Origin of the sequence: Rhodococcus sp. USK10 (genome assembly GCF_019378875.1) — a bacterium.
GTDB lineage: Bacteria > Actinomycetota > Actinomycetes > Mycobacteriales > Mycobacteriaceae > Rhodococcus_F > Rhodococcus_F pseudokoreensis.
In genome coordinates this window covers 8,164,560-8,188,834 of sequence record NZ_CP076048.1, presented here as the reverse complement: position 1 = coordinate 8,188,834, position 24,275 = coordinate 8,164,560, and the positions used below count along the sequence as shown (strand labels likewise).

Annotated in this window: 22 protein-coding genes; 8 read left to right on the top strand and 14 right to left on the bottom strand. The window is 69.1% G+C overall.

The annotated features are described in order from the left end of the window. Positions 1-7 precede the first annotated feature (7 nt). Complete coding sequence (locus tag I1A62_RS44540) at positions 8-1,600, bottom strand: HD domain-containing phosphohydrolase (protein WP_219458218.1); 1,593 nt, start codon at positions 1,598-1,600, stop codon at positions 8-10. A 131-nt stretch (positions 1,601-1,731) separates the two neighbouring features. Between I1A62_RS44540 and I1A62_RS44535 the strand changes: the two genes are divergently transcribed. From I1A62_RS44535 to I1A62_RS44525, 3 genes are read left to right on the top strand one after another with little or no spacing between them, the layout of a single operon-like run. Continuing rightward, positions 1,732-2,817: a dihydrodipicolinate reductase gene (locus I1A62_RS44535; RefSeq protein WP_219458217.1), complete on the top strand. Its 1,086-nt coding sequence runs from the start codon at positions 1,732-1,734 to the stop codon at positions 2,815-2,817. Positions 2,818-2,874: 57 nt separating this feature from the next. Further along, positions 2,875-3,231: a helix-turn-helix transcriptional regulator gene (locus I1A62_RS44530; RefSeq protein ID WP_219458216.1), complete on the top strand. Its 357-nt coding sequence runs from the start codon at positions 2,875-2,877 to the stop codon at positions 3,229-3,231. After that, entirely contained in the window at positions 3,228-3,704 is a 477-nt protein-coding gene (locus I1A62_RS44525) for an SRPBCC family protein (RefSeq protein ID WP_219458215.1), read from the top strand. Before I1A62_RS44530 ends, I1A62_RS44525 begins: the two co-directional genes overlap by 4 nt. Before the next feature lie 23 nt (positions 3,705-3,727). Here the strand turns inward: I1A62_RS44525 and I1A62_RS44520 are convergent, their stop codons facing one another. The 4 genes from I1A62_RS44520 to I1A62_RS44505 are packed head-to-tail and all read right to left on the bottom strand — an operon-like array spanning position 3,728 to position 8,775. Further along, positions 3,728-5,713 carry a 5-oxoprolinase/urea amidolyase family protein gene (locus I1A62_RS44520; RefSeq protein WP_219458214.1) on the bottom strand — a complete coding sequence of 662 codons (1,986 nt, stop codon included), beginning with the start codon at positions 5,711-5,713 and terminating at the stop codon, positions 3,728-3,730. Further along, on the bottom strand, positions 5,710-6,366 hold the full coding sequence (locus I1A62_RS44515; RefSeq protein WP_219458213.1) for an urea amidolyase associated protein UAAP2: 657 nt from the start codon (positions 6,364-6,366) through the stop codon (positions 5,710-5,712). The genes I1A62_RS44520 and I1A62_RS44515 overlap by 4 nt, the downstream gene beginning before the upstream one ends. Next, complete coding sequence (locus I1A62_RS44510; RefSeq protein ID WP_219458212.1) at positions 6,363-7,208, bottom strand: urea amidolyase associated protein UAAP1; 846 nt, start codon at positions 7,206-7,208, stop codon at positions 6,363-6,365. Before I1A62_RS44510 ends, I1A62_RS44515 begins: the two co-directional genes overlap by 4 nt. 1 nt (position 7,209) lies before the next feature. Then, positions 7,210-8,775 carry an amino acid permease gene (locus I1A62_RS44505; RefSeq protein WP_160099078.1) on the bottom strand — a complete coding sequence of 522 codons (1,566 nt, stop codon included), beginning with the start codon at positions 8,773-8,775 and terminating at the stop codon, positions 7,210-7,212. Between the two features lie 194 nt (positions 8,776-8,969). On the opposite strand from I1A62_RS44505, the gene I1A62_RS44500 reads away from it, so the two are divergent. The 3 genes from I1A62_RS44500 (at position 8,970) to I1A62_RS44490 (ending at position 11,468) form a co-directional block, all read left to right on the top strand. Next, a complete protein-coding gene (locus I1A62_RS44500; protein WP_219458211.1) occupies positions 8,970-9,674 on the top strand; it encodes a TetR/AcrR family transcriptional regulator in 705 nt (234 codons plus the stop codon). Positions 9,675-9,735: 61 nt separating this feature from the next. Continuing rightward, positions 9,736-10,065 (top strand): type VII secretion target, encoded by a 330-nt coding sequence (locus I1A62_RS44495; protein WP_219458210.1) that lies wholly within the window; start codon positions 9,736-9,738, stop codon positions 10,063-10,065. Further along, a complete protein-coding gene (locus tag I1A62_RS44490; RefSeq protein ID WP_219458209.1) occupies positions 10,062-11,468 on the top strand; it encodes a hypothetical protein in 1,407 nt (468 codons plus the stop codon). Before I1A62_RS44495 ends, I1A62_RS44490 begins: the two co-directional genes overlap by 4 nt. Before the next feature lie 4 nt (positions 11,469-11,472). On the opposite strand, the gene I1A62_RS44485 is transcribed toward I1A62_RS44490, so the two are convergent. Genes I1A62_RS44485 through I1A62_RS44475 form a run of 3 tightly spaced genes read right to left on the bottom strand, consistent with a single transcriptional unit; the run spans position 11,473 to position 14,062 of the window. Next, entirely contained in the window at positions 11,473-12,132 is a 660-nt protein-coding gene (locus tag I1A62_RS44485) for a hypothetical protein (RefSeq protein WP_219458208.1), read from the bottom strand. Then, positions 12,095-13,366 (bottom strand): histidine--tRNA ligase, encoded by a 1,272-nt coding sequence (gene hisS, locus I1A62_RS44480; RefSeq protein ID WP_219458207.1) that lies wholly within the window; start codon positions 13,364-13,366, stop codon positions 12,095-12,097. The genes I1A62_RS44485 and hisS overlap by 38 nt, the downstream gene beginning before the upstream one ends. Before the next feature lie 15 nt (positions 13,367-13,381). Further along, positions 13,382-14,062: an MBL fold metallo-hydrolase gene (locus I1A62_RS44475; protein ID WP_219458206.1), complete on the bottom strand. Its 681-nt coding sequence runs from the start codon at positions 14,060-14,062 to the stop codon at positions 13,382-13,384. A gap of 177 nt (positions 14,063-14,239) precedes the next feature. On the opposite strand from I1A62_RS44475, the gene I1A62_RS44470 reads away from it, so the two are divergent. Together I1A62_RS44470 and I1A62_RS44465 are read left to right on the top strand one after the other, a co-directional pair. Next, positions 14,240-15,118 carry a peptidylprolyl isomerase gene (locus I1A62_RS44470; protein ID WP_219458205.1) on the top strand — a complete coding sequence of 293 codons (879 nt, stop codon included), beginning with the start codon at positions 14,240-14,242 and terminating at the stop codon, positions 15,116-15,118. 22 nt (positions 15,119-15,140) lie between these two features. Beyond that, a complete protein-coding gene (locus I1A62_RS44465; RefSeq protein WP_219458204.1) occupies positions 15,141-15,935 on the top strand; it encodes a peptidylprolyl isomerase in 795 nt (264 codons plus the stop codon). A 94-nt stretch (positions 15,936-16,029) separates the two neighbouring features. Here I1A62_RS44465 and I1A62_RS44460 read toward each other — a convergent pair whose 3' ends face one another. From I1A62_RS44460 to yajC, 6 genes are all read right to left on the bottom strand, one after another. Continuing rightward, a complete protein-coding gene (locus tag I1A62_RS44460; protein ID WP_124392991.1) occupies positions 16,030-18,405 on the bottom strand; it encodes a bifunctional (p)ppGpp synthetase/guanosine-3',5'-bis(diphosphate) 3'-pyrophosphohydrolase in 2,376 nt (791 codons plus the stop codon). 103 nt (positions 18,406-18,508) lie between these two features. Then, positions 18,509-19,042 (bottom strand): adenine phosphoribosyltransferase, encoded by a 534-nt coding sequence (locus tag I1A62_RS44455; protein WP_219458203.1) that lies wholly within the window; start codon positions 19,040-19,042, stop codon positions 18,509-18,511. Continuing rightward, complete coding sequence (locus I1A62_RS44450) at positions 19,039-20,805, bottom strand: ABC transporter substrate-binding protein (protein ID WP_219458202.1); 1,767 nt, start codon at positions 20,803-20,805, stop codon at positions 19,039-19,041. Before I1A62_RS44450 ends, I1A62_RS44455 begins: the two co-directional genes overlap by 4 nt. A 1-nt stretch (position 20,806) precedes the next feature. Further along, positions 20,807-22,030, bottom strand: coding sequence for a protein translocase subunit SecF (secF, locus tag I1A62_RS44445; RefSeq protein WP_219458201.1), 1,224 nt, complete (start codon positions 22,028-22,030; stop codon positions 20,807-20,809). Further along, positions 22,027-23,697 (bottom strand): protein translocase subunit SecD, encoded by a 1,671-nt coding sequence (gene secD, locus I1A62_RS44440; RefSeq protein WP_219458200.1) that lies wholly within the window; start codon positions 23,695-23,697, stop codon positions 22,027-22,029. The genes secF and secD overlap by 4 nt, the downstream gene beginning before the upstream one ends. A 143-nt stretch (positions 23,698-23,840) precedes the next feature. Beyond that, on the bottom strand, positions 23,841-24,233 hold the full coding sequence (gene yajC, locus I1A62_RS44435) for a preprotein translocase subunit YajC (protein WP_218268442.1): 393 nt from the start codon (positions 24,231-24,233) through the stop codon (positions 23,841-23,843). Positions 24,234-24,275 lie beyond the last annotated feature (42 nt).

Genomic DNA, 24,275 nt, shown 5'->3' with positions numbered 1-24,275 from the left:
GGACTCGTCAGTTCTCCGCGACCGCCGTGACCGGGAAGCCCACCAGACCCCGGTCGATCGCGGCGAGACTGGCCTGCGTGCGGTTGTTGACACCGAGCTTGGCGTAGACACGTTCGACGTGGTTGCGTGCCGTCTTTTCGGCGATGAACAGGTCGGCGGCGATCTCCCGGTTCGATCGGCCCTGTGCGACCAGTCGCAGGATCTCGACCTCGCGGTCGGTCAACCCGGCCGGCCAGGGCGTACGCCGCGACATCCGCTGACCGGCCGCCGCCAGCACGGCGGCCACCGACTCGGCGTCGAGTCGTCCGGCACGCGCCTCGTCTCGCAACCGATCGGCGGCGCCGCGAGGATCGAGCGCCGCCCGGTGTGGACGCGGCTCGAGCAGACCCTGGTACGCCTCCGCCGCGGCGAGCAGCCGGTCCTTCGCGGTCAATTCCGCGCCGGCGATCCCCCGGGGAAACCCGGACCCGTCGATCCTTTCCCGGTGCTTCATCGCGACCGACACCACCGACTCCAAGCCCTTGACTCGGCTCAGTATCCGGCCGGTCAGATCCGGATACATCCGTACCCGTTCCCATTCCGCGGTCGTCAGCGGCCCCTTCTTCTCCCAGATCTGGTTGGACACCCCCATCTTGCCGAGGCTGTGCACGAGGCCGGCGCGGTAGAGATGCGTGACATCCGGTGATGGCATGCCCAGGTGCCGGGCCGCGCCGGCCGCCAGGCTCGCGACGCCACGCGAATGCCCCAGTGTGAACGGCGATTTGAGATCGACGAAATCAGCCATGGCCCTGAGCAACTCGTCGCTCTCCTCGGCCGTCAGGGTTCGGTCACGATCCGGAGCCTGGGTCAACGCCGCCACCCAGACGTCCATGTCGAACAACCCGTCCACGATTGCGGCCGCGTCACGTTCGAAGACGTCCGCCACGGCCGGGCTGAACTGACTGCCGCGCCGGGAACGGAGAACGTCCTTCGCGTGCGCGAGCCCACCCGTCCGCAGGTGCACCTCGACGACGTCTGCCACATGGGCGATATGGATCTCGACCGGGATGCCCTCTCCGCGACACCCGTTGGGCAGCCCTCGACCGTCCCACCGCTCGAAGACGTAGGCCAGCGCCTCTCCGACCTGTCCGTCCAAGCCCATCCGATCGGACAGAACCCCCGCGGAACTGCAATGCGAATGGATCAGTGTGGCGACCTGGCTGCGAGCCGCGACCAGAAATACTGCGGCGCTGATACCGCGCTCCCAGGCGGGCAGTCCGCGCCCCACGTGACTCGTCATCAGCCGCAGAAACGGCAGGCCTGTCATGTCCACCGCGTAGGTGTCGGCGCGGAAGGCGATGTCGTCGCCGAAGAGCGCAGAGAGTTCGTGGGAGTCGGCGTGACAACCGATCCACCCGACCAGATTGGCGTAGTACACGGTCGCCCGCTGTCGGTGGTCGAGTCCCATCCGCTCGGCGATCCGTGTCGCGATCAGGGACGATCGAAGCATGTGCTCCATGGGCTGACCCAGACCGAGGTCGATCGCCAGCGATACCGCGGCCAGCAGTTCAGCTCTGCTCAGTCCCTTTTCCGAGCCGGGCAGCGTCCCGTGCGGGTGCATCTACCCATTGTCTACCTGAACACGGCCCACCTGAATACGGCCGTGGCGCTGCCGCCGGCATTCGTCGAACGGCACCGGTGTTGCCCGATTCGGGCCATGACCGTCTCGCACACTGGGTAGGGTCCGATTTCATGGCCGACCAGGGGAAGATTCGGACCGTGGTGTGGGGAACCGGGAATGTGGGGCGAGCCGCGATCCGTGCCGTCGACGCCCACCCCGGGCTCGAACTGTCGGCGGTGCTCGTGGCGAACCCGGAGAAGGTCGGACGCGACGCCGGGGACCTCGCGGGCCTGGAACGCTCGCTCGGGGTGGCGGCCACCGACGATGCCGGCGCCGTGCTCGCGAACTCCCCCGGCGCCGTCGTCTACGCCGCGTCGGGTGACATTCGCCCGGACGATGCGGCGGCCGACATCACCCGCGCCCTCATGGCCGGGGCGGTCGTCGTGACCCCGTCGATCTATGCGCTGTACGACCAGCGCAACGCGCCGGCGGAGTTGCGCGACCCGATCGAAGCGGCGGCGAAGTCGGGCGGCGGCGCGCTGTTCGTGTCGGGCGTGGATCCGGGATGGGGCAACGACGTCCTGCCGATCCTGATGACGGGCCTGGCGGGCACGATCGACCTGATCCGGTGCCAGGAGATCTTCGACTACACCACGTACGACCAACACGATTCGGTGCGGTACCTCGTCGGCATGGGCCAGCCGATGGACTACGAACCGCCGATGGTCGCGGCGACGGTGCCGACGATGGTGTGGGGCGGGCAGATCCGGCTCATCGCCCGCGCCCTCGGCGTGGAACTCGACGAGATCCGCGAGACGCTGCTCCGCCGGCCGCTCGAGGAGACGATCACCACCGAACTCATGGGCGAGTTCGAGGCGGGCACCCAGGGGGCGCTGCGTTTCGAAGTCCAGGGCATCGTGGGCGGCGAACCCCGCATCGTCATCGAGCACGTCACCCGGATCCACCCGTCGTGCGCCCCGGACTGGCCCGTGCCACCGGACGGCGGGGACGGCGCCCACAAGGTGATCATCGAGGGCCGTCCACGGATCGAGGTCAATGTGGAGGCCACCGACGAGGGTGGCAATCGAGCAGCCGGCGGCAATGCCACCGCGGTGGGACGCCTGGTCAACGCGATTCCGTGGCTGCGGGCGGCCGCACCGGGGCTCTACGACGCCCTGGATGTCCCGCTCGTCCCCGGCCACGGCAAGCTCGGCTGACCCACTCCAAACAGTTAGCCCTTGCGCTAACCATCGTTGCGGTGAATACTTCGCCTTGTGGCTCAGTATCCGGATCGACTGAACGGCATCTTCCAGGCACTCGCCGACCCCACCCGGCGGGCCGTGCTGGGCCGCCTGAACCGCGGCCCGGCCACGGTCAGCGAACTTGCGAAACCGTTCGACATGGCCCTGCCCTCCTTCATGAAGCACATCCACTTCCTGGAGGACAGCGGGTGGATCCGGACACACAAGGAAGGCCGGGTACGGACGTGCGCGATCGAGAAGGCGCCGTTCACGGCGGTCGAATCGTGGCTCGCGGAGCAACAGGAACTCTGGGAGGGCCGCACCGACAGGCTCGAACAATTCGTCACCGAAGCCACACTCACCACTCACGCGAAGGACACACCGCAATGACCGACACTGCGAGACCCGATCTCGACCTCACGATTTCGCGCATCATCCGGGCGCCCCGGGCGCTGGTGTGGCGCGCCTGGACCGACCCCGCCAGCTTCGAACAGTGGTGGGTCCCCGCGCCCTCACGGTGCCGGGTCGTCGACATGGAACTACGCCCGGGCGGCGCGCTCACCACCCAGATCAGCGAGGACGGCAGCGAATTCGTGCCCCACCTGAGTGGCTGCTTCCTCGCCGTCGACGAACTCGAACGCATCGTGTTCACCAACTCCCTGGTCGGTGGCTGGCGGCCCGCCGAACAGCCGTTCATGACCGCGATCATCACGTTGACCGACCACCCGACGGGCACGGAATACGTCGCCCACGTGATGCACAAGAACAGCGCCGACCGCGACACCCATGAAGAAATGGGCTTCTACGACGGGTGGGGCACCGTCACGGAGCAACTCGCCGACCTCGCCGAGCGCCGGTCGTAACCTGAGAGGCCGGACAAGCGCAATCAGCCCACCGCCGCGAACTCCCCTGCCGCGGACCATCGTTGCCGCTCGGCGGCGAACGCGACGGCCTGCTCGGCGCGGAATCCGCCGATCGATTCGGCGTTCGCCGCGAGGAACTGCTGATGCTCGGCGAGCGAGAACGTGCCCTCCGTGATCTCGATGCCGCCGCCGCGGCCCGCCGCCACGTCGGATCGCAGGTCCATCAGCTCGTCCGGTTCCACGGGGTACCAAGAGATCCGGTCGAAGAAGCGCAGCAGCCAGGGGGTGCCGTCCTCGAACGGACCGGACTTCTCGGGATGCCGATGGTTCCACACCTGGGTGGTGCGGCCGACGAACTGGTAGCCGCCGGGCCCCTCCATACCATAGATGCACAGGTACGCCCCACCGATGCCGACCGCGTTCTCCGGTGTCCACGTGCGGGCGGGGTTGTACTTCGTGGTGACCAGCCGGTGCCGCGGGTCGAGGGGTGTCGCGACGGGAGCGCCGAGGTAGACGTCGCCGAGTCCGAGCACCATGTACTCCGCACCGAAGACGGTGTCGAAGACGTCGTCGACACTGCCGAGTCCGTTCATGCGGCGGATGAACTCGATGTTCCACGGGCACCACGGCGCGTCGGCGCGGACCCCGTGCATGTACCGCTGGATCGCCTCCCGCGTCGAGGGGTCGTCCCACGACAGCGGCATCCGCACGGACCGGCTCGGCACCACGAGTTCGTTCGCCGCGGGCAGTGCGTCCTCCGCCTCGGCGAGCAGCCCCATCAGCTTCGGGATCGGCAGCACGTCGGGGTCGACCCGGACCTGCAGCGACCGGATGCCCGGTGTCAGGTCGAGCAGCCCTGCCGGTTTCTCGACCTCGAGCCGCCGGTGCAGCGCGTGCGCGCGGGCCCGCAAGGCGAGGTCGAGGCTCATGTCACCGTATTCGACGAGCACGTTGTCGTCGCCGGAGCGCCGGTACGTCACGGCGGTCTCGCCGTCGCGCCGGGCGATCACGCCGTCGTCCCGGTCGCCGGTGGTGGAGAAGACCGTCGAGAACCCCGCCCGCCGGGCCGGCCCCAGTACACGCGTGGACGCGGCCCGGTCGGCCCGGATCGGCACGAAGCGCACCGTGTCGCCGGGGGCCAGTTGTCCGAGCTTCCAGCGTTCCGCGGAGACGACCGTGACCGGGCACACGAACCCGCCGAGGCTCGGACCGTCCGGGCCGAGAAGTATGGGGGTGTCTCCCGTGAAGTCCAGTGCGCCGACGGAATACGCGTTGTCGTGGATGTTGGACGGGTGCAGTCCCGCCTCGCCGCCGTCCGTGCGCGCCCAGTCGGGTTTGGGTCCGATCAGCCGCACCCCGGTGCGGTCCGAGTTGAAATGCACCTCGTAGTCGGTCCGGTACAGCGTGTCGATGTCGGCGCGGGTGAAGAATTCGGGTGCGCCGTGCGGGCCCTCGGTGACCGCGATCTCCCAGCGACTGCACAGGGCGGGGACGTGTTCGGCGGGAACGGCGGCCGCGCGGGTGCCGTCGTGCTCACCGACCGCGAGTACGTCGCCCTGCCGCAGCGTGCGGCCCTGATGCCCGCCGAACTTGCCGAGCGTGAATGTCGAGGCGCTGCCGAGGAAGTCGTCGACGTCGAGGCCGCCCTGGACAAGGAGGTAGATGCGCAGGCCGGGTCCGGCGACCGCGCCGACGTCCAGGGTCCCGCCTGCCGGTACCCGCACCGGACGCCACTGCGCGTGCAGCACACCGTCGACGGTGACCGCGGCGGGTGCGCCGGTCACGCAGACCACCGTCTCCTCGTCGAACTGCAACGCGGGTCCGGACATGGCGCATTCGATTCCGGCGGCGCCCTCGTCGTTGCCGAGCGCGGTGTTCCCGAGCCGGAACGACAGGTCGTCCATCGGACCTGACGGCGGCACCCCGACGTGCCAGTACCCGGTCCGGCCCGGGAAGTCCTGGACCGTGGTGAGCATGCCGGGCCGCTGCACGGTGATCTTGGCGCTCATGCGGGTGCTCCCGCCGGCCGGGTCACGATCATCCGCACCGGGGTCGGATCGAAACCGTTGCAGGGGTTGTTGATCTGCGGGCAATTGGACACCAGTACCAGAACGTCGCGGTCCGCGCGGAGCGCGAGGCGGCGGCCGGGTGCGGACAGGCCGTCGACGATGCCGAGTGTGCCGTCGGCGTCGACGGGGACGTTCATGAAGAAGTTGATGTTCGACACCAGATCCCGCTTGCCGATCCCCCACCGCGACCCTTCCGCGAGAAAGTTCTCGACGCAGGCGTGCTGATGCTTGGTGTGGTGGCCGTACCGCAGGGTGTTCGACTCCTGGGAGCAGGCGCCGCCCACCGTGTCGTGCGAGCCGACCTCGTCGGCGACGAGTGTCATCAGCGCGTCGTGATCGTCGGTGCGGAGCACACTTCCCGTGGTCAGGAACAGATTTCGCTGCGCCGACACCGTCGCGGCGGCCGAGTAGCGCTGCCGGTGGTCGTCGGCCGCGTAGATCAGGGTGTCGACGGCCTGGTTGCCGTACAGATCCACGATGGTCAGGACGTCGCCGGCCGCGACGACGGCGGACCAGTGTCCGCGGGCGCCGACCTCCTCGTCCAGGATCACCGTTCCCGGTACCAGCGGCGCGGTCTCGATGGTGGTGGTCATGCCTGCTCCCGTCCCTGGCACTGCGCTGCAGCCCAGACGTCTTCGGTGTTGAGGAACGCGCGCCGGTACTCCGGGTCGGCGTCGACGGGACCGGCCACGTCGGCGCCGGTCCAGGCGAGCACTTCGAGCGCGGTCGTGTCGTACGTCGGCGACGGATCCAGCGGATGGGCCGTGTTGGCGATCAGGACGATCACCGGGAGGTGGATCACGAGTTCGACGGCGGTGTCCTCGCCTGCGGATCCGATACTGCTCAGCGATCCATCCGCACCCACCCGCACCCCGTGGAAGAACGACAGCGACGGCGGGAGGTCGCGGCGCTCGAGCCCGTGCTTCGCGGCGGCCACGGTGAAGAGTTCACGGCCGGCGGGAGACGCCGAATGCAGGCTGCCGTCACCGTATTTCGCGGTGTTCGTGGCGAGCGAGGTGGTGCCGCAGAGAGCGTCGTGGCGCCCGGACCCGTCCGACACGACGGTCGCGAGGACGCGCCCCTGATCGGAGAGCAGCGGATGCCCGGTCCCCGTGTACGCCTGCCACGGCACCTTCACGGTGTCGGCGACGTTGAGCCGTTCCCACGGCGCGTCCGCCCGGTACAGCAGCAGGTGGGCGCAGGCCCGGCCGTCGAGGTCCCGCAGTCGCAACCGGGTGCCGCGGCCCAGCACCTTCGTCGTGTACCGGCCGCCGGGGACGGTCTCCGCCCACGTGAGCAGCGCCGGATCGACACCGGTAGGCGGGGCGGGCCAGGACGACGCCGGGACCACCGGCATCGAGTCGGTGACCACGCCCGACTGGGCTCGCGCGTGTTCCTTCGCAGCGCTGGTGGTCGAGGTGTCCGCTGAGGTCATGTCAGGCTCCGATCGTGACGGGGTTGGGGGTCGTGCGACCGCGAGGGAAGCACGCGATCCCGAGCGCGACCACGGCGGCGACGGTGACCGGGGCGGCCCACCGCAGGAGGGGGTAGTCGCCGCTGGGGTCGAAGATCTCGGCGCGCGGCCAGGACAGGTTGACGACCATCAGCGCGCCGTAGCCGACCGCCAGGATGTTCACGGGCAGTCCGAACCGTCCGAGCGAGAACAGCGTCCGGCCGTCCGCGTCGACCTGCGGTCCCCCGTGCGGCCAGCCCTTCAGCCTGCGCAGCAGCAGCGGCACCGTGACCATCAGGTAGGCGAGGTAGATGAGGATGATGCAGACGCTCGAGAGGGTCGCGAAGATCGCGGAGTTCCCGACGTTGACGGCGAGGATGCCGATGCACACGAGGCCGATCAGGACGGACGGTGCGATGGGGGTTCCGGTGCGGGGGTTCACCGTCGACAGAATCCGCGAGGCCGGCAGCCGGCCGTCCCGGGCCATGGAGAACACCAGTCGCGACGCCGCCGTCTGGATGGCGAGCGTGCAGACGAACACTGCGATCGCGACGTCGACGAGGAGCAGGGTTCCCCACGGGGAGCTGAGGATCGACGAGAGCACGTACGGCAGGCCCTCGGCGGCGAGACGGCCGTCCGTCAGGCTCGGTGCGGCCATCAGCGCGCCGATGATCATCAGCCCGCCGCCGAGCGCCGACACGGACAGCGCGAGGCGGATCGTGCGCGGTGCCACCCGGCGCGGGTTCCTGGTCTCCTCGGCGAGTTCGCCCGCCGAACCGAACCCGACCATCACGTACGCCGCCATCAGACCCGAGACGATCCAGGCCCATCCGTACCCGGGCGACGCCCCGGCCGTTCCGGTGTCGAACACGACGTCCGGTCCGCGCCGGGCGTGGGTGAGGAACATGCCGATCACCGCGATGACCCCGACGATCTCGCAGGTGACACCGATGTTGTTGATCCGGGACATCCAGTTGACGCCGATGCAGTTGATGAACGTGGTCAGCACGAGCAGGACGGAGCCGAGAAGCACCGCGTTGGCGGCACCGCTCGCGGACGTCAGCGTGCTGTCCTCCCCGATGATCTGGAATCCGCTCCACACGTTGGGGAGAACGACCTGCAGGGCGATGGCCGCGGCGGACGCCGTCACCATCTGCGCGAGGATCATGAACCATCCGGCGAACCAGCCGACCACCTCGCCGCCCATCCGGCGGGACCACTGGTAGATCGCCCCCGAGATGGGGTAGCGGGCGGCGAGTTCGGCGAAGTTGAGCGCAACCATGAACTGGCCGGCGAACACCACCGGCCACGTCCAGAAGAACGCGGGCCCGGCGAACCCGAATCCGAGCCCGAAGAGCTGGAAGATGGTGGTGAGGATGGAGACGAAGGAGAAGCCGGCGGCGAACGACGCGAACTTGCCCAGGGAACGGTGGAGTTGCTGCTCGTAACCGAATTCGCCGAGGTCACCCGTGTCGTCGACGCCGGACGGGCGGGAAGGTGCGGGAGCCGGCGCGGTCGGCACCTGCGCAGTCCTCGTGGGTGTACTCAAGGGCGTACTCCTTCGGCGAGAGCAATATCTGTCGCTCGATAGTTTTCTCGTCGGGAGGCCTCGATGGGTGACGCCCGCGTATCCAGATCGCGGTCGGCCGTAACAGCATCGTTGCCTACGTTTCGGTCGCGTGACGAAACCCTCACGGAGGGTGGCCGGGGCCGAGTCCGGACACGACCTGACATCATGGAGCGGTGACCACAGGGCCGGGACGACCCCGACTGACCAGTCAGCGCAGACCGGGACAGACCACTCCCGAGGAGATCCTCGACGCCGCCGGAGAGTTGTTCACCACCAAGGGTTTCGCCGCCACCTCGACCCGGCTGATCGCCGAGATGGTCGGCATCCGGCAGGCGTCGCTCTACCACCACTTCCCCAACAAGGAGGAGATCCTCGCAGCACTGCTCGAGGAGACGGTCTCCCCCGCGCTCGCCGCCGCCGAGCGACTCACCGACGCCGCCGCACCCGCCACGGTGCGCCTGCATGCACTGGCCATCTACGACGTCACCCAACTCACGACCACCAGATGGAATCTCGGTGCGCTGTACCTTCTCCCGGAACTGCTGACCGATCGGTTCGAGCCGTTCCGCACCCAACGCACCCTGCTGCGCGGGCACTACCGGCAACTGGCGGACCGGGCCCTGACGGAAATCACCGGCGATTCCGGCAGCATCTCCGCCCTGGCCGACCTGCCGTTCCGAATCGTGGAGAGCGCCATCGCAACCCGCGCCGACATCGAACGCGGACTACTGCCCGGGCCCGAGAACGAGGGCGCTGCCGGACTCCTCGCCGACGCCTGCCTCCGTACCCTCGGGTGGACGGCGCCGCTGGACGAAATCCGGGCGAAGTCGCGGGCGCTGCTCGCCGAGACCGGGGGCGGAACACCCCTTCACCGCTAGCCGAGCCTGTCGTTCCCGTGCGATAAAGTCTTGCGAACGCTTAATCACTGGGGGGGTTATCTTGAGCGAAGTCTTCGTCGTCACGGACGGCATCAGGAAATACGGCGCCACCGCCGCGCAGGCAGCCGAACAGATCAGCAGCGCCGCCGCACTCGATCTCGGGGCGAATCTCGCGGCACTCGCGCCCGTGTTCGGCCCGATCGGAGCCGACTTTCTCGCGTCCTTCGCTGTCGCGCAGGCAAATCACGCTACCTCGGTCGCCGAACTCGCCACGCACTACGCGCAGACCGCGATCGCGGCCGACGCCACCGCCCAGTCCTACGACTCCGTCGACGGCGCCAACGGCGCCGCGCTCGGTGCTGTCGGCGACGGACTCGGGGGCCTCGCGTGATCTCCCCCGAATCCGCCGGTCAGCCCGCCGAGCCCGGATCGATTCTCGACCTGATCCAGGGCTCACCCGTCGGCGACGCCCTCGCCACACCACTGCCGAGCACCCCGCTCGAGGCCCTGCAGAATTCACCGCTCGGCCCGTTGCTGGATGCGCCGCTCGGTGAACTGCCACCGTTGCCGGCCCTGCCGCCGTTGCCGCCCCTGCCACCGAACCCGGTCGAGGCGCTGCTGCAGGGGCACGCTCTGCCCGCGCTGCCGGGTGTGGACGAGTTGTTCAAGCCGCTCACCGATCTCGCCGGGAGCTTCGGCACCGGCACGTTCGGCGCGTTCGACCCGACGTCCTTCCTCGACATGTCCTCGGGCATGATCGACCAGGCCCTGTCGATGAGCCTGTCGGGCCTGAAGGTCCTCGACCAGATCTGGCAGAGCCAGGCGGCGCAGGCGGCGCAGTCCCAGGGCGTGCAGGCCCAGGCGAGCGGCACCGAACTGAGTGAACGTGGCACGGAGATCTCGGCCACCACCCAGACCGCCGCCGCGTCCGTGGCGCGGGGCAACGCGAACCTGATGACGATCTCGGAGTCGTTCGCGGCCACCGCGGTCGCCGCCGCGCCGATGGTGATGACTCCGCCCGGGCAGGCGATGCTGCTCGCGTCCGCGGCCGAGCACATCAAGGCGGCCATCGGAGTGGTGACGCAGACCCGCACCGAACTGAACGAGCAGACCCTCACGATGAACGGTCTCGCCGCGCCGGTCCCGGTACCGCCGCCCCCGGCACCGGGAGCCGTGGCGGGGGCCGCGCCGACGTCGCCGTTCGCCGTCGCGTCCACCGTCATCGAGGGTGTGGGCAAGCCGATGATCTCCACCGTCACCGACGGTGTCGGCGACCTGGTGTCGGCGAGTACCCAGGCGGCCGGTGTCTCCTCGTCCGACCTGCCCGCCGACACCGTCGCGGCGAAATCCGCCGTCACCCCGGCACACGGGGCCGCCGGCGGCGTTCCTGGCGCGGTGGGCACGGCCGGCGGCGCGGGCATCGGCATGTACGGCGGCGGCGCGGGCGGAAGCGTGTCCGCGGGCGGCGGTTCGGTACCCCGCGGAACGGTTTCCGGGGCGGTCGTGCCCCCGGCGACTGCGACCCCGGCGACACCGGGCACCGCTCCGGCACCCGGCGCCACTCCGGCCGCCTCGTCCCCCCTCGCACCGGGCGGGGCAATGGGCGGGATGGGCGGCGCCGGCATGGCAGGCGCCGCGCGCGGTGGCGACGAACAGCTGAGCGGCCGTTCCACACCGAGCTACCTCGTCAACGCCGGCGAGAACAACGCGTTCGTCGGCGACCTGCCGATGGTCGCACCCGCGGTCATCGGCGGCGAGGATCTCGACGACACGTCGTTCGGCGATCGGGGCTGATCGCTCAGTCGAGCAGTGCCGCCACCTCGTGATCGGTGAGCGTGGTGGTGGGCACGCGGCCCTCCGAACGCACCAGTTCGACGGCCCGGAACAGCGGGCGTTCGGGTAGGGCCGCGCCGCGCGCTTCCGCGCGGAGTTGCTCGATGAGGACCGACGCGATCGCGGCGGCCGGTACCAGTTCGCTGGTCGTCAAGGCGTCGGCGAACCTGCGGAGCCCGAGGATCTCGAGTTCCCGGCCGCCGTCGGTCGTGTAGAGGGCGAGCGGAACCGCGAGGCTCCCGTCGGGATCGGTGATCCGGACGCTCACCTCGCTGACTCTGGCCGATCGGACCACCAGTTCCGCGGCGACCGCGCGGGTGACGTCGACGTGCCGGCTGCGCAGTCCCCCCGTCGACCGGATCCGCCCGGCCTGCAGGGTGATGCGACGCCGCAACGTGAGGAGCGCGGACGCGGCGGTCGGGACCGCGATCACGACCCCGACCGTCACGCCGACCCACACGGGACCGAAGAACCCGACGACGACGCCGACCACGACACCGATCAACACGGCGATCGCCGCGACCTTCTTGAGGCGTGGTGCGATCAACTCGATCGGGACGAGGTCGAGCGACACCGGCGCGGTGTCGTCAGGCGCCAAGGATGGCTCCGACGCGCGCGAGAACATCTGCCGCCGACACCGATTCCTGATCGCCGGTGGCGAGAGTCTTGATTCCCACCGTGCCCTCGGCGATGTCGCGGTCGCCGAGCACCAGCGCCAGCGCGGCGCCGGACCGGTCGGCGGCCTTCATCGCGCCCTTCACGCCGCGGTTGCCGTACGCGAGATCGACTCGAATTCCTTGGGCGCGCAACTGCTGAGCGATCACCACCAGCTTCGCCTTCGCCTCCACGCCCAGCGGGACGCCGAAGACCTCGCAGCGGGCCGTCGAGCCCGCAGTCTTGCCCTCGGCGGCGAGCGCCAGGACGGTGCGGTCGACACCGAGCCCGAAACCGATGCCGGACAACGGCTGACCGCCGAGCTGCTCCATCAGACCGTCGTAGCGTCCGCCGCCCCCGATGCCCGACTGCGCGCCGAGACCGTCGTGGACGAACTCGAACGTCGTCTTCGTGTAGTAGTCGAGGCCGCGGACCATTCGCGGGTTCACCACGTACGGCACGCCCAGCGCGTCGAGGTGCGCGAGCACCTCGTCGAAGTGCGCCTTCGCCGTGTCCGAGAGGTGATCGAGCATCAGCGGGGCGTCCGCCGTCATCTCGCGCACCTCCTTGCGCTTGTCGTCGAGCACCCGCAGCGGGTTGATCTCCGCCCGCCGGCGCGTCTCCTCGTCGAGGGGAAGGGCGAACAGGAACTCCTGCAACCTTTCCCGGTACTGCGGACGGCACGTGTCGTCGCCGAGGGACGTGATCTCCAACCGGAAACCCTCGAGACCGAGGCCGCGGAAACCGGCGTCGGCGACGGCGATGACCTCGGCGTCGAGTGCCGGGTCGTCGACGCCGATGGCCTCCACCCCGACCTGCTGCAGCTGGCGGTACCGGCCGGCCTGCGGTCGCTCGTAACGGAAGAACGGGCCGGCGTAGCTCAGCTTCACCGGCAACTGCCCGCGGTCCAGGCCGTGCTCGATCACGGCCCGCATGACACCCGCGGTGCCCTCCGGCCGCAGGGTCACCGAACGGTCACCGCGGTCGGCGAACGTGTACATCTCCTTGCTGACGACGTCGGTGGACTCGCCGACACCGCGGGCGAAGAGCCCGGTGTCCTCGAAGATGGGAAGTTCGATGTGGCCGTATCCGGCCAGACGCGCAGCGCGCGTGAGTTCGTCACGAACCGCGACGAACTCGGACGACTGCGGCGGGACGTAATCGGGGACGCCCTTGGGGGCGGAGAATGTGCTGGCTTTGCTCACTGTCGTTACTTTTCCTTATTTCGATCCCGGGAGTCCAACGAGAAACGGGTTCGACCCGCGTTCGGCGCCGACCGTGCTCGACCCGCCGTGCCCGGGGAGGACCGCCGTGTCGTCGGCGAGGATCAGAAGCTTGTCGGCGATGGACTGCAGCAACTGTTCGTGGTTGCCACCGGGCAGGTCGCTGCGGCCGATCGATCCCTGGAACAGCGTGTCACCGGTGAGGGCGATCTCGACCGGACCGTTCTCGGTGACGACCCGGGTGCGGAACACCACGGACCCCTGCGTGTGCCCGGGGGTGTGGTCGACGGCGAACGACATCCCGGCCTGCTCGATCACGTCGCCGTCGGCGAGTTCGATCACCTCGCCCGGCTCGACGAACGTCATGCCCTCGATGAACGGTTTCATCGTCGGGCCGATGCCGCGGCCGGGGTCCGACAGCATGTACCGGTCCGCGGGGTGGATGTACGCGGGGATCCCGAACTTCTCGCAGACGTCGTAGGCGTTCCAGACGTGGTCGAGGTGACCGTGGGTCAGCAGCACCGCCGTCGGGGTCAGATTCGACTGGTCCAGGAACTCGAACAGCGGTTCGGCGGCATCCTGTCCTGGGTCGACGACGACGCACTCCGGGGCATCGTCCTGCGCGAGGATATAGCAGTTGGTCTGAAACATCCCGGCCGGGAATCCTGTGACGAGCACGCGCGACGCTCCTGTTCGAGTGGTCATTGCAGTCGCTACAGCCTAAGCCGCCGCCCCGCCAGGATGTTCTCAGGTTCGGATGGCAGACTCTGGAGGTCGTGTGCCGGGGGCAGTTCGCACCGGCCAACTGCCCTATCGACCGACTTCCAGCCAGACCGACACGGGAGGACCACCGCAGTGCCGAGCAACGAGCAGCGCCGGGAAGCAGCGAAACGAAAGCTCGAGCGTCAGCTCGAACGTCGCGCCGACAGAGCACGCAAACGTAAGCAGCTGACCATCGCCGGTTCGGTGCTCGGTGTCGTGCTCGTGGTGGCCGCCGGCGCCATCGTCTTCTCCCTCACCCGCGGCGACGACGAGGCGACGGAGGCATCGGCGGCGGAGTCGGTGTCGGCGTCACCGCAGTCGCCCGGTGTGATGCCCGCAGGCCGGTCCGAACCGCTGCCCGAGAAGGTGTCCTGCACGTACACCCCCGACAGTCAGCCGCCGGCCAAGCAGGTGAACCCGCCGCGCACCGACGAGATCGACACCACGCTCCGGGAAGTCAGCGTCAGCATGCAGACGACGCAGGGAAACATCGGTCTGGTCCTGGACAACGCCGACTCCCCGTGCACGGTCAACAACTTCCTGAGCCTGGCGAGCCAGAACTACTTCGACAACACCCCCTGCCACCGGCTCGTCACCTCCGAGGGACTGAAGGTCCTGCAGTGCGGCGATCCCACCGGCGCGGGCACCGGCGGTCCGGGCTACGGGTTCGCCAACGAATTCCCCACCGACCAGTACGAGGCGTCGGATCCGGCGCTGCAGGTTCCGGTGACGTACCCGCGCGGCACGATCGCGATGGCCAACAGCGGTCAGCCCGACAGCAACGGCAGCCAGTTCTTCCTCGTCTACGCGGACTCGCAGCTCCCCCCGCAGTACACCGCGTTCGGGAAGGTCGACGAGACCGGTCTCGCGACCATCGAGAAGGTGGCGGCGGCCGGTGACGACGGATCGATGCAGGCCGGCGGCGGCAAGCCGAACCTGCCCATCGACATCACGTCCGTCCGGATGGACTGACGTCACGTGTGAGGATGGACCGATGAAACGCACCTCGATTCTCGTCGCAGGCGTGAGCCTCGCGGTCCTCCTCGCCGGCTGTTCGGATTCGTCCGACTCCGGCGGCTCGTCGACCAGCACCTCGTCGAAGGCGGCCGCCACGAGCGCGGCGGAGCAGTCGCTCGATCTGTCCAAGTTCGGCACGCTCCCCGCGGTCCCGGCTTCCGCCGGGGCCACCGTGGACTGCACGTACCCGGCGGGGCGGCCCGCCGTCAAGGACGTCACCCCGCCGCCCACGTCCGGTGTGTCCACGGTGGGCACGGTTCCTGTGGACCTCCAGACCAGCGCCGGACCGATCGGCCTGGTCCTGGACCGCGCCGAGGCTCCGTGCACGGTGAACAGCTTCACGAGCCTGGCCCAGCAGGGGTACTTCGACGACACCCCCTGCCACCGGCTGACGACCGAAGTGGGTCTGCAGGTGCTGCAGTGCGGCGACCCGAGCGGGGCGGGCACCGGCGGCCCGGGCTACGGATTCGACACGGAGTACCCGGAGACCGCGTTCGCGCCGAACGATCCGGCACTCGCCAATCCGGTGGTCTACCCCCGCGGCACCGTCGCGATGGCCAACAGCGGGCAGCCCGGCAGCAACGGCAGCCAGTTCTTCCTCGTCTACGCCGACTCGGTGCTCCCGCCCAACTACACCGTCTTCGGTTCGATCTCCGAGGAGGGCCTCGCGACCGTCGAGAAGATCGCGGCCGACGGCGACGACGGATCCATGTCCGCAGGCGGCGGCAAGCCCAACACCCCGGTGCAGATCGAGACCGCGAAGGTCGGCTGACCCTCACACCCCGCTAACCACGCCCCGGCTGGACGAACGGGACGGTCGTTCGATCTGAGCGAACGACCGTCCCGTTCGTCGCCGGGGACGACCGCTAGGCGGCGGACGTCACCCGGTACACGTCGTACACGCCCTCGACGTTGCGGACCACGCTCAGCACGTGCCCGAGATGCTTCGGGTCGCCCATCTCGAACGTGAACTTGCTGATCGCCACCCGGTCGCCGGACGTCGTCACCGACGCCGACAGGATGTTGACCTTCTCGTCCGCGAGCGCCTTCGTCACGTCCGACAGCAGCCGGTGCCGATCGAGCGCCTCGATCTGGATGGCCACCAGGAACACCGACGACGGCGACGGCGCCCACTTGACCTCGATGATCCGCTCGGACTGCTCCTGCAGGGAGCCGGCGTTGGTGCAGTCGGTGCGGTGCACGCTGACCGCGCCGCCCCGGGTCACGAAGCCCATGATCTCGTCGCCGGGAACGGGTGTGCAGCACTTGGCGAGTTTGGCGACCGTGCCCTCCGCGCCGGGAACCAGCACACCCGCGTCGCCGGTGCTCCGGGGACGCATCGGCATGGTCGACGGGGTGGACCGCTCGGCCAGCTCCTCCTCGACGTCGCCGACCCCGCCCAGATGCGCCACCAGACGCTGGACGACGTGCTGCGCCGACACGTGACTCTCGCCGACCGCCGTGTACAGCATCGACACGTCGGTGTAGTGCAGTTCGTGTGCGATGGACGCCATCGATTCGGCGTTCATCAGGCGCTGCAGCGGCAGGCCGACCCGCCGCACCTCCTTCGCGATGGCGTCCTTGCCCGCCTCGAGCGCCTCTTCGCGGCGTTCCTTCGCGAACCACTGCCGGATCTTCGTCTTGGCGCGCGGCGAGACGGCGAACGTCTGCCAATCACGGCTCGGGCCGGCATTGACGGCCTTGGAGGTGAAGACCTCCACCACCTCGCCGTTCTCGAGCTTGCGTTCGAGCGCCACCAGCCTGCCGTTGACCCGGGCGCCGATACAGCGGTGCCCGACCTCGGTGTGCACGGCGTACGCGAAGTCGACGGGTGTCGACCCGGCGGGCAGCGTGACCACGTCCCCCTTGGGGGTGAAGACGAAGATCTCCTTGACCGCGAGGTCGTAGCGCAGCGACTCGAGGAACTCCCCCGGGTCGGCGGCCTCACGCTGCCAGTCGAGGAGCTGACGCATCCACGCCATGTCGTCGACCTCGGCGACGTCACCGGAGTGCCTGCCCTTGGTCTCCTTGTACCGCCAGTGCGCGGCGATGCCGAACTCCGCGGTCCGGTGCATGTCGTGGGTGCGGATCTGCACCTCGAGGGGTTTGCCCTCCGGTCCGACCACGGTGGTGTGCAGCGACTGGTAGACGCCGTAGCGCGGCTGCGCGATGTAGTCCTTGAACCGGCCGGCCATCGGCTGCCACAGCGAGTGGACGACACCGACGGCCGCGTAACAGTCCCGGACCTCGTCGCACAGGATCCGCACCCCGACCAGGTCGTGGATGTCGTCGAAGTCGCGGCCCTTGACGATCATCTTCTGGTAGATCGACCAGTAGTGCTTGGGCCTGCCCTCGACGACCGCGTTGATCCGCGACGCCGTCAGGGTCGCGTTGATCTCGGCCCGCACCTTCGCCAGGTAGGTGTCGCGGGACGGCGCCCGGTCGGCAACGAGCCGCACGATCTCGTCGTACTTCTTGGGATGCAGGATCGCGAAGGACAGGTCCTCGAGTTCCCATTTCACGGTGGCCATGCCGAGCCGGTGAGCCAGCGGCGCGATCACCTCGAGCGTTTCGCGGGCCTTGCGGGCCTGCTTCTCGGGTGGCAGGAACCGCATGGTCCGCATGTTGTGGAGTCGGTCGGCCACCTTGATCACCAGCACGCGCGGATCGCGGGCCATCGCGATGATCATCTTGCGGATGGTCTCGCCCTCGGCGGCGTTGCCGAGCACCACCTTGTCGAGTTTCGTGACACCGTCGACGAGGTGCGCGACTTCTTCGCCGAACTCGTCGGTCAGCTGCTCGAGGGAGTAACCGGTGTCTTCGACGGTGTCGTGGAGCAGGGCCGCGACCAGGGTGGTCGTGTCCATCCCCAGTTCGGCGAGGATGCTGGCGACGGCGAGCGGATGCGTGATGTACGGGTCGCCCGACTTGCGGCGCTGGCTGGCGTGCCGTTCCTCGGCCACGTCGTAGGCGCGCTGCAGGAGCGCCAGGTCCGCCTTGGGGTAGAGCTCGCGATGCAGACTGACGAGGGGTTCGAGAACCGGCCGGATGGTCGTGTTCCGCTGACCCGTGATGCGCCTGGCGAGTCGCGCTCGTACCCGGCGCGATGCGGACGCCGGAACGGCGAATCCCTGTGCTCCACGGTTGTTACCGGAAGCCGGGTTCGCTGCAGGTGACTCGGCATCGGTTTGCGCAGACGCGGGTGTTCCCGTGTTCTGCGACCGATCAAGATTCGAAGTCATGCCGTCACCTCCTACCACTGAAATGGCTCGGGCCCTGGGGCCCTGGTTGGTCTCGGGCATGCGCCCCGGTGGCCGTGACGACCACCAGGCCCAACTTTAGTACTCAGACCGTGACGAGGGACGTGAGCGGGTACTTTCCGAGGCGCTCCCGGCCGCCCAGCGCGGCGATCTCCAGGACCACGGCGATGCCGATCACGCGGGCACCTGCGGATTCCACGAGCCGCGCCGTCGCGTCGAGGGTGCCGCCGGTGGCGAGGACGTCGTCGACGACGAGAACCGAGCGCCCGTCCAGGCCGATCGACCCGGCCGGGATTTCCAGCGTGGCCGTTCCGTACTCGAGGGTGTACGACTGCGACAGCACGGGCGGCGGCAGTTTGCCGGACTTCCGCACGGCCACCACACCGGATCCCAGCTCCCGGGCGACGCCGCCGCCGAGGAGGAACCCCCGCGCGTCGACGGCGGCGATCACGTCCGTCTCCGGGGCGCAGGCGGCGAGCGCGTCGACGATGACGCGGAACCCGTCGGCGTCGGAGAAGACGGGCGTCAGATCGGCGAACCGCACACCGGGTTGCGGGAAGTCGTCGGCCCATCGGGTGAGCCGGGTGACGGCGTCACGGGCCGCGGAATGATCGGTCACCGGCGCAGCACCCACCTGTCCATGTTCCAGCCGGCGCCCGACACAGTCGGGTTGACTGCTCCTGCCTGCAGACCCGACGCGAACGCGACGGTCCGCGGCTGGTCGAACAGCGGCACCGTCGGCACGTCGGACCACAGGATGTTCTCCGCCTCCGTCGACAGCGACAGTTGCGTGGCGGTCGAGTCGTCGACGGCGAGCTGGTCGACGATCTGGTCGACGCGACTGTTGCTGTAATCGCCGAAGTTGGAACCGTTTCCGCTGCGGAGGGCGTACATCGCGGTGGTGGCCGCGGCGGTGCCTGCCGCACCGGGAGCGGATGCGGTGCCCGCGAGCACCACGTCCACCTGCCCGCTGCGCAGCATCGACGGCGTGAAGTCGGGCGAGGCGACGTCCTGCACGGTGATCCCGGCCGGGGCGCATGCCGCCGCGACCGCGGATACTATCTCGGCGCGCCGCGGATTCGGCCCCAGATATCCGATCCGGACGGTCGCCGTGGTGTTGTCGGTGTCGGCCAGCGCGGCGGTGGCCGCCGCCGTGTCCGCCGTCTCGTACCGGCCGCCGACAGCGCCGGCCACCGACTGGTGGACGAGACTGTCGGGTGCGGTGACCCGCGTGTCGACCGGACCGCCGGAGCCGGCGCCGTCCGCGTCCGGTTCCGCGGCGAGCCCGAATTTCGTCGCCAGCTCGTCGCGGGGCAGGCAGGCCGCGAACGCCCGCCGTCCCGCCGCGTTCTCGAACAGCCCCGATGTGGACAGGACGAACTGCTCGACGCTGCGGGAGGCCACCTCGGTCACGTCGAACCCGCCGAGGTCCAGGTCCGGCTCCGATCCTGCGGCGACGTCGACGACCTCGACCGCACCGTCACCGATCCGCGCGCTGATGTCGGAAAACTTGGGCCACACCACGATCCGGGACGTGGCGGGGCGGTTCCCCCACCAGCGGTCGTTGGCCACCAGCACCAGACCCTCGTCCGCGGAGAACGATTCGACCTTGTAGGGACCGGACGCCGGGAACAGCGTGAGGTCGAGGTCGCCTGGTGTCATCGTCCATCCGGAGTTCCAGAAGTCTGCGACGCGCGTCAGCGCCGCGGCGTCCGAGTTCTGCACGGCGGCCACGATGTCGGGGACGCCGGTCGCAGTCGCGACGACGTGCGCCGGCATTATCGACGTCGCACCGAACAGCGACTTCCAGTCGGTGACGTTCCGCCCCGCCTTGAACGTGACGACGGCATCCTTCGCGCCGGTCTGGCAGTCGATCCGGTCGATGTCCGCGTAGCCGGCGGTACTCGCCGCGTCGAACATCGGGACGGTCGCACCCTGGTCGTTCCGGCGGGTGAAGCGGCCGCTGTTCGCCGCCCAGGTGAGCACCAGGTCGTCGCAGGACATCGGGACGCCGTCGGAGTAGACGGAGTTGGGGTTCAGCTTGTACTGGATGGTGAGGGCGTCCCCGGGCATCGCGTTGGCGGTGCCGATGTCCGTGTCGGCCACCGGTCCGCCTTCGGGCCCGGTGTAGTTGAAGCCGGGCAGGACCCGCGCGAACGCCTGACGCGCCCCCGACACGGCACCCGCGACGCTGTTCGCGTTGTAGGTGGTGACGGTGTTGTCGATGGCGTAGCCGATCGACGGGATCTGCTCGCCCTCCTCGGCGCATCCGACGAGGGTGCCTGCGAGGAGCACGGCCGCGAGGAGACCGGCACCCGACACGGCCGCCGTCCGGCCGCGTCGGGTGGGCGCACCGCGCCGGGTGCTGTGCGATGCGGGCATGTCAGTGCCTCTTCTTGTTGCGCTTCCCGGTGGGACGTGAGCCCGGAGCAGGTGCGGACGCGGTTCGGGAACGCGGCACGGCCGCCTCCGGGGTGGATGCGGTCGCCGGCGCGCCGGCCTTCTGCGCACCGCCTTCGGCGAGGGTCGCCCGCCGGGCGAGGACCTTCCGCGTGTGCGCTGCCACCGGACCCCACCGCTCCTTCAGGGTGACCAGCAACGGTGTCGCGAAGAAGATCGACGAGTACGCACCGACGATGATGCCGACGAGCTGCACCAGCGCCAGGTCCTTCAGCGTTCCGACACCGAGCATCCACACCGCGACCACCATCAGCGCGAGCACCGGCAGCACGCTGATCAGGGTGGTGTTGATGGAGCGCATCAACGTCTGGTTGACCGCGAGGTTCGCCTGCTCGGCGTACGTGCGACGGGTCAGGTGCAGAATTCCCCGGGTGTTCTCCTCGACCTTGTCGAACACCACCACCGAGTCGTAGAGCGAGAAACCGAGAATCGTCAGCAGCCCGATGACGGTCGCCGGGGTGACCTCGAAGCCGACGAGCGAGTACACACCGGCGGTGACGGCGATGTCGAAGAAGAGTGCGACGATCGCGGCGACCGCCATGTCGCGCTCGAACCGGACAGCGATGTAGATACTGACGATCACGAGGAACGCAAGCAGCGCGATCAGCGCCTTCTGGGTGATCTGCCCGCCCCACGTCTCGCTGACGTCGGCGACGCTGATCACGTTCTCGTTGACGGTGCCGTCACTGTCCTTCGGCTGGAACTCGTCGTACAACGCGTCCTGCAGCTTCACCACCTGGGCCGCGTCGAGCGCCTCCGAGCGGATCTGCACGGTCGCACTCGAACCCGAGCCCACCGTCTGCACCGAGACGGGGTCCATTCCCAGCGCCTCGGAGTAGACGTTCTCCACCTGCGCGGTGTCCACGCCGTTGCCCGCGGGGAACTGGATCCGCGACCCACCCTCGAAGTCGATACCGAGGGTGAATCCGCGCACGAGGATACTCAGCAGCGAGATCAGCACGATCGTGCCGGTCAGGATGAAGTAGAAGCGGCGGCGGCCGACCACCTCGAAGGCACCGGTTCCGGTGTACAGCCGGGACAGCCAGCTGTGGTGGGGCATCGACGTCTGGTTGACGCCCGAATCGGACAGCGAAGACTCGGGGTCGGTCTGCGACGCAGACGTGTGCGACGTGGTCGATTCGCTCATACTCGTGACTCCTTCGCCGACGCTGCGGCAGCCTTGCGTTCCTTGGCGATCTGCTGCACGGCACCCAGCCCGTTGACGCCCGGCTTGGACCAGAACGGCGACTTCGAGGCCAGGTGGACCAGCGGCCACGTCACCAGGAACACGACGACGACGTCGAGAATGGTGGTCAGGCCGAGGGTGAACGCGAAGCCGCGCACCTGGCCGATCGCGAGGATGTACAGCACCGCGGCGGCGATGAAGCTGACCGCGTTACCGGACAGGATCGTGCGGCGCGCACGGGCCCAACCGCGTGGAACCGCGGACCGGAAACTGCGGCCCTCTCTCATCTCGTCCTTGATTCTCTCGAAGAACACCACGAACGAGTCGGCCGTCATGCCGATACCGATGATCAGACCGGCGATGCCGGCGAGGTCGAGGGTGAAGTTGATGTACCGGCCGAGCAGCACCATGATCGCGTAGACCATCACACCGGACAGGACCAGGGACAGCGCCGTGAGCACTCCGAGCATGCGGTAGTAGAGCAGGCAGTAGAGCAGCACCAGGACCAGACCCACCAGACCGGCGATGAGACCGGCCTGCAGCGAGGCGAGACCCAGGGTCGCGGACACCGTCTCGGCCTCCGACGCCGCGAACGACAGCGGCAGCGAGCCGTATTTCAGGGTGTTCGCGAGTTCCTTCGCACTGTCCGCGGTGAACGAACCGGTGATCGACGTCGAACTGCCTGCGGGTGTCGCGCCCTGCACGACCGGCGCGCTCACCACCTTGGAGTCGAGCGTGAACGCGGCCTGCTTGCCGATGTTCTGCGACGTGAACGTGGCCCAGGTGTTGCTGCCCTCGGTCTTGAACGTCAGGCTCACCTCGTGCCGCGACTGCTGGGAGTTGTACCCGGACGTCGCGTCGGCGATCTCCTGACCGTCGATGATCGCCGGTTCGAGCAGGTACACGGCCTGACCGTCGGTGGAGCACGCGACCAGCGGCAGGGCCGGGTCGTCGTTGCCCCGCAACGGGTCGGGCACGCTGCAGTCGAGGGTCGCCATGGCCTGCTGCTGCACGGCGGGGTCGGTGCTCTGGCGCGTGGCCCGGGCCGCCGCGATCTCGTCGGCGGCCTCGGCGGTCTCGGTCCCGGACTCGTCGGTGGGCGCCGGTTCCGCCGTGGGGGCGGGCGCGGGTGACGTGGACGGATCCTGCGCCGGGAACGGCCGGTTCTGCGGCGCGGGGGTCTCGGTTCCGGCGGGTGCCTGGGCCGGCGTCTCACCGGCGGCGGGTGCCTGCGTGCCTGGAGCGGCCGCGGCCTGCGACGTCTGGACGGGCCGGACGTACAACCGCGCCGTCTGGCCGAGCGACCGAGCCTGGGCGCTGTCGTCGCCGGGGACGGTGATGACCAGGTTGTCGCCGTCGATGACGACCTCGGAGCCGGACACGCCGAGTCCGTTCACACGGGTCTCGATGATCTCCTGCGCCTGCCGCAGGCTGTCCGGCGTCGGCTTGCTGCCGTCCGGGGTGCGTGCGGTGAGGGTGACTCGGGTCCCACCTTGCAGGTCGATGCCCAGCTTGGGTGTCGCGGACTTGTCGCCGGTGAAGAACACCAGGGCATACAGAACCGCCACGAGCACCGCGAAAACGGTGAGGTAGCGGACGGGATGCACCGATCCTGTGGAAGGTGCCACGATCTCTATGTCTCCTCAGTACGTGCAGTTCGGATGGGAACGCTCACAGCGCACGGCGCCGGTGGACGCAGGGCTGTGCCCCGGTCACCGCGCCCGGGCGCCTACGACGCGACGATTGCGCGGGTGCGCCGCGGAAGCGCAGGTCAATCCTTGTTCAGCCGCGGCGTGGTGTCGCCGCCGTTCTCACGATCCTCGCGCACGATGTCGGTGGCGGGGGCCTCGGTGCTGATCGACTCGTGGTCGATCGACTCGTGCTCGATGGCACCGTCACCCGGCGCCGGGGCATCGACGATCTGCTCGCGGACGACCAGACGCGACCACGTGGTGACCACGCCGGGAGCGATCTCGAGGTCGATCGTGTCGTCGCCGAGCGCGACGACGGTGCCGTGCAGACCGGCAGTCGTGAGGATGCGGTCGCCCACCGAGAGCGAGTCCTGCAGAACAGTCACCTTGGCCGCCTCCTTCTTCTGCCGGCGGATCCCCAGGAACATCGGGACGAGCAGCGCCAGAATCAGGAGCGGGAAGAGAAAATCCATCTGTAAGTCAACCTCGAGGTATGTCGCACGGTCCGAAGCACT

What these genes read in the sequence shown, in the direction of transcription:
- I1A62_RS44540 (WP_219458218.1), bottom strand. Translation starts at nt 1,600, where the DNA reads ATGCACCCGCACGGGACGCTGCCCGGCTCGGAAAAGGGACTGAGCAGA.
- I1A62_RS44535 (WP_219458217.1), top strand. Translation starts at nt 1,732, where the DNA reads ATGGCCGACCAGGGGAAGATTCGGACCGTGGTGTGGGGAACCGGGAAT.
- I1A62_RS44525 (WP_219458215.1), top strand. Translation starts at nt 3,228, where the DNA reads ATGACCGACACTGCGAGACCCGATCTCGACCTCACGATTTCGCGCATC.
- I1A62_RS44520 (WP_219458214.1), bottom strand. Translation starts at nt 5,713, where the DNA reads ATGAGCGCCAAGATCACCGTGCAGCGGCCCGGCATGCTCACCACGGTC.
- I1A62_RS44515 (WP_219458213.1), bottom strand. Translation starts at nt 6,366, where the DNA reads ATGACCACCACCATCGAGACCGCGCCGCTGGTACCGGGAACGGTGATC.
- I1A62_RS44510 (WP_219458212.1), bottom strand. Translation starts at nt 7,208, where the DNA reads ATGACCTCAGCGGACACCTCGACCACCAGCGCTGCGAAGGAACACGCG.
- I1A62_RS44485 (WP_219458208.1), bottom strand. Translation starts at nt 12,132, where the DNA reads ATGTTCTCGCGCGCGTCGGAGCCATCCTTGGCGCCTGACGACACCGCG.
- I1A62_RS44465 (WP_219458204.1), top strand. Translation starts at nt 15,141, where the DNA reads ATGAAACGCACCTCGATTCTCGTCGCAGGCGTGAGCCTCGCGGTCCTC.
- I1A62_RS44460 (WP_124392991.1), bottom strand. Translation starts at nt 18,405, where the DNA reads ATGACTTCGAATCTTGATCGGTCGCAGAACACGGGAACACCCGCGTCT.
- I1A62_RS44450 (WP_219458202.1), bottom strand. Translation starts at nt 20,805, where the DNA reads ATGCCCGCATCGCACAGCACCCGGCGCGGTGCGCCCACCCGACGCGGC.
- secF (WP_219458201.1), bottom strand. Translation starts at nt 22,030, where the DNA reads ATGAGCGAATCGACCACGTCGCACACGTCTGCGTCGCAGACCGACCCC.
- yajC (WP_218268442.1), bottom strand. Translation starts at nt 24,233, where the DNA reads ATGGATTTTCTCTTCCCGCTCCTGATTCTGGCGCTGCTCGTCCCGATG.